Origin of the sequence: Pseudoalteromonas sp. SG44-17 (assembly GCF_014164235.1) — a bacterium.
Lineage (GTDB): Bacteria > Pseudomonadota > Gammaproteobacteria > Enterobacterales > Alteromonadaceae > Pseudoalteromonas > Pseudoalteromonas rhizosphaerae.
In genome coordinates, this window is sequence record NZ_JACJEV010000003.1 from 158,792 (window position 1) to 171,345 (window position 12,554).

Here is a 12,554-nt window from a genome sequence, read left to right on the forward strand (position 1 = left end):
GCGCCCGCACGTCTGCAAGCTTAACGCCTACAATAAATAACACATACTCTTGGTTTTTTAGCGAATAAGTATATTTGTGATTTGTTGGGTTTCGTTTCACCCAATCCAATCTACGCTTATACAATTAACGTTAATCAACACGCATAAAAAAGCCGTTGCATTGCTGCAACGGCTTTTATAGCTTTGATGTCACTTTCGAATTAAGTTTGAAACTAAAAACACTGATTTTAAAGGGGTTTATCACAACCTGAAATTTAAAACAAAACGTTTAAAGTTATACTTTTGACCGTTACGCAATCAATAAAGTTTGAAACTCATATTTGCAGATAAGTTCTAATTAATTTCAACCTAATAACGCTGAATTCAGGAGAGCTAATAATGACTTTTAGTTAAGTGCCAACCAGCACCATATTTGCACTTATAAACCCTTAAATTTATCCCTTGCTCATTAAATATAATATTTGCTCTGGTATTCGCTTCTTTCTTTGTTCGATAAGTATCCTTATAACTACCATCCCCGGCAGTACACCTTTGGCATTTTTCGCTAGGAGTAACCCTAAATTTAGGTGATAAATGCCAAAAATCACATTTATTACACTTATAAGGAGATAACTCATTATTATAGATTTCTTTTGAATATTCAGCAGCGCTTTGTGCCTCCTCTTCATCAAAATATACACTCAATGGTTCACCAGACATCTTTCCAAAACAAGTATCGCTTTTCATTATGCCGCTCCTTCATTTTCAACGATTGATATTCCTTCAACGGGAAAGTACCTTGCAATGAAAACAGCATGATTGAAGTTAATTTGTTCTAACGCTTTGCCAGCCCCTACGTCATTAATGCATTCACTATATTTATAACCAGAACCACCTGATGAGTTTTGGTAAAACCGACCTTTCGGGTCAATCATAAGGTATGACTCAGTCATTGCTGAATTAGACTCAGCATAAACAGGTAAGTCACGACCAAGATGTTTATCAACGAAACTATTAAACTGCCCATTTGAGATAAGAAGATCATCATCACCATATGGCATTACATGCAATACCTTCCACTTATATGGCTTTATTTCTGAGATTAGGCTAGAGAAATCTTCTTGCCAATTATACTGATTCACTACGGTATTAATTTTGGTTTTAATACCTTTTTGTGTTTTTTCTATTTTTGATAATGCAAGCTTCAGTTCGTCGGAGCTTAAAGAATTACCTTTTCTATCTACACGCCCAATTCTCTGCCTAATATCATAATCCTGACTATCAAAACTTATTCCCACCATGTCTAACGTATTTTTCGGTATATCGAATTTTTCATTTAGTAAATAGCTACCGTTCGTAATAATTGAAGTCTGGAAACCCTTTTGTTTTGCTAGCATTAATACGATTGAAAATGTACTTCCTAGCATCATTGGTTCTCCACCAGCAATATTGAGACGAACACTTTCATAACCCAATTTTTCTTTAAAGGATGAGCTACCTTTAATAAAGTGAGAGGCCAGTTCATCTAGCAACTTTTCGATACTCTCAAGTGACCGATGCAGCTCATTTGGTTTCCCCCACTTTGCAAAACAATATGTGCAGTTGTAATTGCACGCCTCTGTAATGTGCCAATTAATTACTAGTTCATTTATGTAAGGTTTATTGGTAGTATCATTTTTCATTTTTTAGCTCCTCTGTTAAAGGCTGCTAGTATCAAAATTATCAATAATTTAAAAAATGAAAAGAGATGTCCCCCCCCTAAAGAATTTAATAAATTCATTTAAATCACGTCCATTTAAAAGGAATTACAATGGCTGCTTTTCCAACGTTCGAATCAGTATTAATTAAAATATCAAATGCTGTAGGAGCTTCAAAAAAGCTGACTTCAAAATCAAAAACCAAATTCAAGAATACTGAAATGAACATTGATAATATGTTCGACACATGGAAAAAAGTATTAGATAGTATTTTTGATGCATTAGAACTGGATAAAGCTGAACGAGATGATCTCGTAGCTAATATTGAACATGATTACTATATTCATAAAGCAATTGAAACAAATGTGTTCACTTTTAAAGCATCCTCCCAGAAAATCATTTGGCAGTATTTAGCCAGAGTTCTTATCCCTGCTTTAGCAAGACATACTGTATTCTGGCAGATTGAATCTAAAATTGATGAAGGCATGCCTGGAGGTCGATTCTGGTATTTACCATTTTTAAACCCCGAGAAACAATCTGAACAAATAGAGCTACCTCTTCAACAAGTTTTGAACTGGTTACTAGACCTAATTGAGGAACCCAAAAGTAATATTGCAAATAATTTAGAGTCTGAACTTCGCATTTATGAAGAAACAGGCACTATTTTGAAAAACTTATATAACTGGCAATCAGGTAAAGTTACACCTGAAATATCGAGTATTAAAACAACGTTCCCAGATGATGTATTAATTAAGTTTAAGGGTTGTTTTCAGCCAAGCGAGAATAGTTGCGCATTTGAACAGTCTTTAACCTTCATAAATAATAAAGGCCATAATGCTCATACTTTACAACATGAAATCAACATTAGTTATCAAGACTTAGTGACGATATTAAGTGGAAACTGTAGCCAGAAACAGAAAATAGAATTTGTTAATAAAATAGATGAGCGATACCAGCAACCTAGTACGAAGACAATTCGACAACGGCTTATTGTTGCAAGAGCCATCCAAGACGGATATGAGCAATTAGTAAAGTTTTTAACTCCTAATACTGAAAAATTTTGTACCGACTTAAAGCAAAATAAAGTAATGCAACTGGTAAGGATTTATGAGGCTACATATAACCATACAATGCAAGCTCATCTAGCGTGTTCAAAAATCAGTGAGTTAACTAGAGATAGAAAACTTCGTGAACAACATGAAAATAAACTATTTACCGAAAGCCTCCCTCCCTTCCTAAGATTCGACCTATTACTTTGTGTAGCTACAGAAAAATTTAATACTGTTGATATGGTTGCGCCTCGCTTAACTGATATATTTTCAGAAGCTGAAAGAGAAACTTTTCTTGATGATATATTTCCTATTAACAAAGAAAGTATGGAACAAATTAGCAAAAACTTTATTAATTATATTCAGTACACTCAAACCTTAAATGAAAACATTGAAAGTTACGGCACAAAGCTAAAGCAGAATAAAGCCCCGTTTAAGCTATTAAAATGCATTAATGATTTTAAATTAGTCTACGAGTTAGCTAAAGGTGACTACCCTAACCCCAAGGTCACTCAACTAGTTTTTGCAAGATTGAAAGAGTTAGCAAAATCAAATGATGACAAAATTAAAAGTGCAATACTCGAACTAAACTGGTTATTAAACCAAGATAAATTTGATAGAAAAACAGAAACACAAATAGAAGAACTTTTAAAGCTAGCTTGGAGTAACCCTGAACATCAATATTGGTTGCCATTACTACTTAAATTAAACGCTTATCATTGCATAGGTCAAAACAAGCTAAAGGAAGCTGAAAAGCTACTAAAAAAGGCTATAGATGAGTGTAAGGTTCGTAGCTTTGGAGCTTTACGTGGAAAGTTAGCTCGTGATGCTTTTGCATTAGCTATTTCTAATCAAAAACTAATACCTACCAATCATGAAACTTACTTTAGAGATATTATGTTTTTTGGTGGTTGGGAGCCTAAAGGCGACTTTAGTTCTACAAATATCTTCGATGTGTCCCGCCAACTTCACGAGTACTTTTGGACCCGTCTATATAAAGAATACCCTGCTTATGAGCCCCTATATTCAGCATCTAAAAAAGATTTTGAGGCATTCATAAAGGACTTTATGCCTTGCATACAAAACAATGAATCAATTAAACATGTGCTTAATAAACACAATAACTTAAAAAATAAGCAACTAAAGTCACCGCAGTCCGATAGCATTATCTTATTATTACTCAAAATTTCATATGAGATGTTAACAAAAAGTTCAGTATTGAATGGCTCACCATATTACTCAGAGTCAATTAAAGAAATGAAGTCTATATGGCATAATCAACTTTCAAGGTTAAGGGAAGTCATTTTTGAGTGGCCAAAAATTGTTGACCTTTCTGACTTCAAGCAGCAAACACCACTAATGATAGCTGTACATAACAAAGATTATGAGACGGCTGAAGCGCTATTAAAATCTGGTGCTAATCCTAACTTACAAGATATTAAAGGCAGAACAGCACTGCACTCAGCCTGTGCTAGTCGCACATTAGAGTGTGTAAAATTACTTATTAGATACAAAATTGATGAGCGTATTACTTCCATTGAGGGCGCTACAGCGCTTCATACTGCTGTAAGAATGGGGGAAATAAAAATAGCTGAGTTACTTATGAATAACTTCCCGCATTTACTAGATGAAAAAGAATTTAACTATAGAACTCCATTAATGCTTGCGGAAGAACTAGCTAACAATGATGATCGTTACATTTTTTTATCTATGCAGTTGCAAGCTGAGCAAAGGCAGGTAGTTAGTCATGATAACTATAAAAGATTATTTGCGCATTTACTTACTAATTCACAAGTAAATGGGCATGAATTAAGTTAGAGCTCAAGGTAGCTAGGCACGTAGAACTAAAGTGGCCAAAATTAGTTGACCACTACATAGCCATTTCTATTGACAAAATAGCAAAGGAGTTAGTTTCAGAAAGCTTTAAGTCAGCTGCGGAAGTAGCTATTACTGAGAAATCGAGAGAGATACTAAAGCTAGCACTTGAGGACTCAGGTGAAGATATAAGGATAATGCTCAGCTTTGTTTCTGATGATGAAGCTAATTCAAAAGAAAATCAAATAAAAGCAATTGAATCAAAAATAGAAAAAGTTGAAGCCCTCAAATCTATTTGCGATATGTTTATAGAAAAATACCAATACGATATTACTCAAATAGATAAAAAACCCAAATGGGGTCAAATCTTGACTTCAGACATCAAACCATCTCGAAGTTTTTCGTATTGTAATTTAACCTTTTTATCTTCAACCATTAATGTATTCAACCTACCCACCGTTTTAGATATTGCAGAATAATGCTGAACATTAAAAATATCAGCAAACCCAAAGGGGTCAAAATGCAGAGGGTCAGGTCTTGCTTCTTGCCAAGACCAAACACCAATCTCACGTTTAACACCCCTCCCCCGTCATCACGCCCTGAAAATAAGCAATTGATGAGTAATTCATTTCATGGATGAAATGAAAGCCGTGACTTCGCCATGGATGGCGATTACACGGCGCTTACGTTCACATCAATTAATTATTTGAGGGAAATAGCGTGATGCTCGGGTGGAAAACATTCGCGGCTAAAGCCAGCTCCTACAGAGTGTCCAGAGAGGGGTCAGCGGCAGCCCCTCTTTGGCTGCCGTCGCCAGCGCGACAAAACCTTGAATAAGGTTTCTAATGTAGGTCGCGGATTTATCCCGACACATTCAAATAAAATACTTTAAGGCTAAAGCCTGACCTAAAAAAAACATTATGCGAGAAAAAATTTTACGCTTAAATAGATTCCAGTACAGTTAACTTTTTCTCGAAAACTCTTTCATTCATTAGTTTTGGGTAGTTCTTTAACAAGAATTGAGTGATTTCTGCTTGGTTATCAATAACATTATTTTCAGCGCTGATACTCATAAACCCATAGTCTATGATAGTTTTTAAATCACCAATGTAAGTAACAGTATCTTCTTTGACTTCAAAGCCTTCATTTTTGTCTAATAGGAAGTAATGGTTACCAAATATAATTTTCCACCATTTATAGTGACCAACAGGAAGTTTGAATATATTATGATCGCCATTTTTATCAGGTGTAAACTCTACCTTTTTTGAAATACCTGCATCATTATTTTCTCCTTGGTAAACCGCTATATATTTTAAATGAGGAACAAATATATTACCAACTTCATCTGTATTTGAAATTAAATTTGTAACAATTATTCCTTCAGAATTACTTATGCTCTGTCCATCTACATGTTTTTCTTGAATCATAGAGCACGCCGATAAAAGAAGCATAGTAATAACAAATGTTGTACTTTTTAGAAATCCCATAATATTTTACATTTTTAATTATTTGTAAGTTAATTGTACCCAATACACAACATCAATAAAATATTTAAATTAAGAATTGCATAGCTACTTTCATAGGTTGGATCTTAAGAAAACTTGAATTTGAAATCTGTTAATGATCAAATAGTTATGCCAATAAAAACATGACCAAAAACAGAGTTCACATGCAGATTAACCAAGTTTCAAATCAATTAAAAGCCCTTATCTCAGAAAAACACCTCATTGAGCTTGCAAAAGCCTCTGGATTTCAAGTTCGACACCGTTGCCTGTCGATCGCTTCTCTACTCAAAGCTCTATTCAAAAGCCTATCCTGCCTGCAAGACGCTAACTTGTCAGATATCCATCAGAACCTGCGAACCGAGGCTAATTGCACAATCAGTTATAAACCTTTTCATAATCAAATCCGAAAACCAGCCTTGACTGAGCTCGTCCGCGAGCTCGTTATTCAAGCGATGTCTAAATTGACTGAAAACACGCTGGATAAAACCTTTTTTACCCAGCGAGGAATACAGCGAGTGTTATTGCAAGATGGCTCTTCATTTGCTCTACATGATGAATTAGCGCAGGTTTTTGCTGGTCGCTTTACTGCTATAAGTCCTGCCGCAATTGAGTTGCATGTTACCTATGACCTATTTAATGAGCAGCCCTGCGAAATAGATATTCGTCCTGACGTTGAAACTGAGCGAGCCTTTTTACCAGGTAGTCACACACTTGAAGATACGTTATTACTCGCTGATGCTGGGTATTTTGATTTAGATTACTTTGAGCAAGTGCCTGAAGATGGCGGCTATTTTTTGGTCAGAGCAAATAAAGAAATGCTGAGGGTCAGGTCTTGTTTCTTGCCAAGACCAAACACCAATCTCACGTTTAACACCCTCCCCCGTCATCACGCCCTGAAAATAAGCAATTGATGAGTAATATCTCGCATAGCATGATTTTGTTCCCAACAAATCCTAAGTACCTACATCCATGTTGGCAGTGCGCGATAAGACGAAACTTGGCCATGGATGAAAAGCATAACTTTGAACGAGAGGCCATGGATGGCTGAACTGAGGGAGCGTGAAAGTCTGGACTATCTTCGCGTTTGCGTTAACTGCTTATAAACAGAAAGCCCCATAGCCTTAAAGAATTGTTCGTTTACATTACAAAAAAAAAGTGAGAATATCGACTTTCAGCACAGGTCAAAAAAGGAACAAGGAAAGTTATGAGCTCATCAAAAGAAATGAGTGTTGTGAAAAAAGCAGGTATTGCCGGTAGAATCGCTTCAGTAGGCCATTTCGTATATCGCCAGTTCATCGGTAATCATAAAGATGCAAATGAAGCATATACTAGAGTTTACCCTACCATAAAACTTACGATTCAAACTTATGGCCGCAGCTCAAATGAATCTACCAATTTATTAAAAATACTAGCAAACCTTGCGCCAGCAGGCGCGATAAGAAGAAACTTTACTAAACGATACATAGATGACAGTGAAGGTTGGTCAAAGCTACCAAAAAATCCGAACGATATACCTTATGGTTATTGGTATTGATACTATGAAAAGCAATATATTTTGGTACTTGTTTCTCCTATTGCTTTTACTTACCACAGGCTATGACATCTATAACTCCTTTTTCAATATAAGTTTGCAAACAATTCATCCAGTATGGCTGAGTTATCTTACATTTACGTTTGATACTCTTACTATCGGCGCATGTTTAGGTATTATATATAAACGTTATATTTTACATCATATCATTTGGTTACTCATTATATACGCTCAAATAACAGCTGTTCTTTTGACGCTTTATTATGAGTTTGCTGCTGGAGGTTATACTACAAGTGAAATGTTGTTATTTTCTAACATCATTTTTTTTGTTGCTTTAATCTTCTTATATCCACTTATTAAATATTATCAATTAGTTAAAAAACACTCAAAACAATGTAATTCTTAATTAGGTGCATAAAGGCAGTGTGCATTTCTATGACTGGAAACCGCGGGGCTAGGTCTTGCATATTGCCAAGACCAAAAACCAATCTGGCGTTTAACACCCTTCCCCCGTCATCACGCCCTGAAAATAAGCAATTGATGAGTAATATCTCGCATAGCATGATTTTGTTCCCAACAAATCCTAAGTACCTACATCCATGTTGGCAGTGCGCGATAAGGCGAAACTAGACCATGGGTGAAAAAAAGCGCAGCTTTGAACGAGAGGCCATGGATGGCCGAACTGGGGAGCGTACAGGAATGTGAAAGTTGGCCTATCTTTGGCGTTTACGTTCACATTAATTATGGTTTGCAGGAAATAGCGAGATTGCTCGGATGGAAAAAATTCGCGGCTAAAGCCAGCTCCTACAGAGAGTCCAGAAAGGGGTCAGCGGCAGCCCCTCTTTGGCTACGGTCGCCAGCGCGACAATATATGCAAAGATTACACACGCGTCAGCAAGCTCAACGCCTACGGTGATTAACTCTGTCACTAGTGTTAAATCATTCGTGGCTGAAGCCATCTCCTACAAAAATACTTAACCTATATGTAGCGAAGCGCATTTGAGTTCTCGGTGGTGAAATTCACTTATCGCCCTAAGAACGACCCCACACCAGAAGGGTTTCGTTGCACTCAATCCAACCTACGCCACTTGCGTTGTAAGGCGAAAGTTAAGTGCTTTTATCACTTGGAAAAAAGTTTCGCAACGAGTTTTGGTTTTACCATTCACCGCCTTATACGAGCCTTCACGATTTAATCCTGCTGCCTTAGCAATATCACTCACGCCATTTTTCACCAAAGATCTGAAAGGGGTCACCCATAAGAAGCTTCCGATCATGCTGACGACTGTGTTTTCTTGATCTCTGTATTCAAAAACCAAGTATTGCTACTTTTCAAACTCATTAATGATTTTGAAATATTTAATCCTCCCACCTTGCATTTACCTAAAAAGTGAACTTAATTAAAAAAGTAATGGAACTTCATCAAAAGGAATTTGCAATGACTAAACTCATCATTATTGCTTGGTTACTTTTTTGTTCGCATGCTTACGCGACAAATATTTTTAAGCTTAACTCACAATCTAAAAATACAGATTTAGCTGATATTCAACCAAACCACCCACAATGGAATGCCAGCTCAATTTATGTAGCCGGTGATGTTGTTACTCACAAAGACAGCTTATTTATAGCCGCTTTTTGGGTTAAAGGTATTGAACCAATAGAAAACCAGCCCCATTGGGATGGCTGGATTTGGCTGCAAGATACCGTGATAGAAAAGTGGCAAGCAAACAAAGTGTATCAAGGAGGTAACCTTGTAAAACATGGACCCGACTATTACCTTGCCCGCTACTGGAATGAGAATAACGAACCTAAACCTCACAGTAGCTGGCAACGCATTAAAGATTTATTTTACCTAACCCCAGAGCTACCACCTGAACACCCTGATGACTATAAAACGTTGGACGGGGTTGATCAAAATGACAACGGTATCCGCGACGATTATGAGCGCTATGTGTATGAAAAGTTTGATTCTCCACAGCTCATCACCTTTAGTTTAGGTGCCGCTTCAACATTACAACTGGTTATTGATATTGAGCAAGGGCGCATACCAAATTTAGATACTGAGATTGGTAAACAGATTATTTTAGATTTTATAAATATTAGTATGTGTACAAGACAACTTCAAACTAAGCACCCACACTTTAGAAACCCAAAACTTATGTACTTCAATACAATAGACAGAGCCTACGCAAACCGTAAAAGCCAAAATAAAATTAGTGACTATATTGCTTGGGATGACGATTTTCATTATGCAGCAGATAAAGACTGTAACCCCTTAGAAGGAGCAATCAAATGACTAAATATCTAATAGTATTTGCTTTCATTCTCACAAATTATGCTTCTGCAAGTTATCAACCTCTAGATAGATACTGTACCAAACAAATTGATCAACTAAGATTATTTTATATAAATGGTATGTTTACAACAGAAGATGATTTTCGTGAAAATTTGTTTTGGTTAGATAATTTTCAAGATACTAAATTAGGTAACTACCTTAAAGGTAGAAAGCCAACGGGCAGCTATAACAAAGATGAAGACCTTCATATGCAAATATATGAAGTGGCAAAACAAAAATATGGCGATTTATCCCCTTTTTCAAATAAGTACCACCTCATAACTGCAATACTCGGTGGTACCGTCGACTCTCTTTCTCAGGAAAATATAGCCCATGTTGAATCTGTAATTGAAGAAGTATTTTCAAATGTAACTTATTCAAAGTTAAACGATACTGATTATAGAAATGCCTATCAAAAGCTGCTGTTTCAAATGCACTCTTGCAACCGTATTATTCTTATTGGTCACTCACAAGGTAATTTCTATACTAATGCACTTTTTGAAGACATTATTTCGAATTATCAATACACTGATGGCTATTACGCGTCAGATTACTCCTTAGTTGGTTTAGCTTCTATAGCAACACCAACCAGCTCTCTAGGCGGTAATTTAGGAGAAGAGTACGCACACCTGATATCACACCTCACATTAGATCAAGATGAAATAATGCGAGCTGTAAGAGTTTTATTCGGGAGCTTACCATCAAACTTTTCAATGTCTTCTTTATTTGATAATACAGGACATGGTTTGATCGATTCTTATATACGCAATGATAATGTGGCAACAAAGATCGGCGAAGGGATTGAGGAGTCAGTCCAAAACCAAACCCCTTTCCCCTTATTTGAACAGCACCCTGTAAATTCAGATGCTTTTTCGCATATAGGCTATTCAACAATCAATAAAGTCCTTGATCTGAAATTTGAATCAGGAAGCGTTTATCGTTATTACAATATCCCAATTTTAGTATGGGATGAGTTGTATTACTCAACATCAATGGGGAAGTTTTTTAATGATAATATTCGAGGTCAATACCCTTTTGATAAATTGGACATAGAAAGTATGACTTACCTAAAAATGACAACACTCGAGCCAGTAGCAAAACATTGAAGTGAGCTTAAAACGGATACTACTTCTGCAAATAAGTATGAAAGTTAGCAGCATAAATCCAAACTAGACAACTTTTGTCCAAAGCCCGACCTACTTGCTAATATAAACAGTTATAGCCGCAGTACTAAGAAACTGCGGCTATATGGACGTTCTAGAATAAATTAAAAACTATATTTCAAGCTCAGCTTATAATTTACCGGCTCACCGGGTTGAGTCCAAATTGCAGAGTAAGAGTTTGAGTAATAGGTTTTATCCAGTACGTTATTAACGTTCAACTGGATACTCACATCATCATTAACATTGTAATTTGCGAACAAATTCACCAACGTATACGAAAGTAAATAATACGTAGGATCAATGGTTTCACCTAAACGCTCACCTTCATATTGAACAGCTATCCCAATGCTCGCATTTAAATTGAATAAGTCATTTAAATCTCTTTTAAGGCGCGCATTTGCACTGTGCTTAGGAATGCCTAGTAATGGGCTACCTTTTGGCAGCTTTACCCACCAATCTGTATTAACGGTGTCGTTTGCCGTTTTGGCATCAGTGTAGGTATATGCAAAATCAAACGAAGTAGTGTCAGTAATATTACCATGTAAATCAAACTCAACCCCTTCGCTAGTTACTTCACCTAACGCAGTCGACACACCTGCTTGCAGGTCTGTGGTTAGCATATTACTTTTTTCCGCGCTAAATATGGTAAAGCTGCCACTAACAGCATCTGTACTAAATTTAATACCCGCCTCAAAAGAGGTTGTTGCTTCCGGCTCAAATGCATCACCATTTATATCGTAGCCGCTGTTAGGCCTAAAACCTTCCGAATAACTGGTGTAATATTGTATGTCGTCTGAGTAGGCGTACACTAAACCAACCCGAGGGCTAAATGTACTTTGGTCACTCTTAGACTGGCTTTGATTGATGTGGTTATCTATTTGCTGATCAAACCAATCATAGCGACCACCCACTTGTACTTTCCATTGCTCAGTGATGTCTATTTGATCTTGAATATAAACTCCGTAACTATGCTGTACTTCTGTGCTGTTATATAAAAGAGTGCCCTCTGGTGCTGTTTGCCCATACACAGGGTTATACATATTGATTGCATAGCGCGTATCTTCAAGGGTAGGGCGGTATCTGTACCAGAGTTTATCAAAATCAAACTTGCTGGCGTCGGCACCAATTAATAAGTGGTGGGTAAACCCAGCGGCTATTACGCTACCACTAAGCTCTGTACGCGCAGAGATATTTTTAGTTTGAAAATCACGCTCGTTATGTTGCCGACTCAATGTTTCACCATCAGTAAAATAAACTTGCCTGCTAGGTGCTAGTTCTGCATCGCTCGATTCACTTATAAATTTAGAATCACTATAACTAAAACCATTTAAAAGCGACCATTGCCCAATTTGATGTTCAAAAGTTAATTGATGAGAAATCGCATCAACTTCTGTTGGTTTATCATTTGGTTCACCTAAAAAAGTCTCAATAGGTAATGCATCTATATCCCCATTGTACCACTACAATCCTCGATTCATTAATT

11 protein-coding genes are annotated in these 12,554 nt (G+C 36.6%); 6 read left to right on the plus strand and 5 right to left on the minus strand.

Going from position 1 to position 12,554, the window contains the following annotated elements:
- Positions 1–372: 372 nt before the first annotated feature.
- Entirely contained in the window at positions 373–726 is a 354-nt protein-coding gene (locus H5182_RS03560; RefSeq protein ID WP_182759537.1) for a hypothetical protein, read from the minus strand.
- Positions 726–1,661 carry a viperin family antiviral radical SAM protein gene (locus H5182_RS03565; RefSeq protein ID WP_182759538.1) on the minus strand — a complete coding sequence of 312 codons (936 nt, stop codon included), beginning with the start codon at positions 1,659–1,661 and terminating at the stop codon, positions 726–728. The genes H5182_RS03560 and H5182_RS03565 overlap by 1 nt, the downstream gene beginning before the upstream one ends.
- Positions 1,662–1,789: 128 nt before the next feature.
- Here H5182_RS03565 and H5182_RS03570 point away from each other — a divergent pair, with 128 nt between their 5' ends.
- Both H5182_RS03570 and H5182_RS03575 read left to right on the plus strand, forming a co-directional pair.
- A complete protein-coding gene (locus H5182_RS03570) occupies positions 1,790–4,543 on the plus strand; it encodes an ankyrin repeat domain-containing protein (protein WP_182759539.1) in 2,754 nt (917 codons plus the stop codon).
- 194 nt (positions 4,544–4,737) lie between these two features.
- Positions 4,738–5,019 carry a hypothetical protein gene (locus H5182_RS03575; protein WP_182759540.1) on the plus strand — a complete coding sequence of 94 codons (282 nt, stop codon included), beginning with the start codon at positions 4,738–4,740 and terminating at the stop codon, positions 5,017–5,019.
- A 462-nt stretch (positions 5,020–5,481) separates the two neighbouring features.
- Here the strand turns inward: H5182_RS03575 and H5182_RS03580 are convergent, their stop codons facing one another.
- Complete coding sequence (locus H5182_RS03580) at positions 5,482–5,967, minus strand: hypothetical protein (protein WP_182759541.1); 486 nt, start codon at positions 5,965–5,967, stop codon at positions 5,482–5,484.
- Positions 5,968–6,209: 242 nt separating this feature from the next.
- On the opposite strand from H5182_RS03580, the gene H5182_RS03585 reads away from it, so the two are divergent.
- Together H5182_RS03585 and H5182_RS03590 are read left to right on the plus strand one after the other, a co-directional pair.
- Complete coding sequence (locus tag H5182_RS03585; protein WP_182759542.1) at positions 6,210–6,956, plus strand: IS4 family transposase; 747 nt, start codon at positions 6,210–6,212, stop codon at positions 6,954–6,956.
- A 293-nt stretch (positions 6,957–7,249) separates the two neighbouring features.
- Complete coding sequence (locus H5182_RS03590; protein ID WP_182732628.1) at positions 7,250–7,579, plus strand: hypothetical protein; 330 nt, start codon at positions 7,250–7,252, stop codon at positions 7,577–7,579.
- A gap of 1,076 nt (positions 7,580–8,655) precedes the next feature.
- Here the strand turns inward: H5182_RS03590 and H5182_RS22615 are convergent.
- Entirely contained in the window at positions 8,656–8,850 is a 195-nt protein-coding gene (locus H5182_RS22615) for a DNA-binding protein (protein ID WP_404936211.1), read from the minus strand.
- Positions 8,851–9,011: 161 nt separating this feature from the next.
- Between H5182_RS22615 and H5182_RS03595 the strand changes: the two genes are divergently transcribed.
- Together H5182_RS03595 and H5182_RS03600 are read left to right on the plus strand one after the other, a co-directional pair.
- Positions 9,012–9,869 carry a chitodextrinase gene (locus H5182_RS03595; protein ID WP_182759543.1) on the plus strand — a complete coding sequence of 286 codons (858 nt, stop codon included), beginning with the start codon at positions 9,012–9,014 and terminating at the stop codon, positions 9,867–9,869.
- The gene (locus H5182_RS03600) at positions 9,866–11,014 is read left to right on the plus strand and encodes a KTSC domain-containing protein (protein WP_182759544.1); all 1,149 of its coding nucleotides are present in this window, start codon (positions 9,866–9,868) and stop codon (positions 11,012–11,014) included. Before H5182_RS03595 ends, H5182_RS03600 begins: the two co-directional genes overlap by 4 nt.
- 161 nt (positions 11,015–11,175) lie before the next feature.
- On the opposite strand, the gene H5182_RS03605 is transcribed toward H5182_RS03600, so the two are convergent.
- On the minus strand, positions 11,176–12,516 hold the full coding sequence (locus H5182_RS03605; RefSeq protein WP_310741263.1) for a TonB-dependent receptor: 1,341 nt from the start codon (positions 12,514–12,516) through the stop codon (positions 11,176–11,178).
- Positions 12,517–12,554 lie beyond the last annotated feature (38 nt).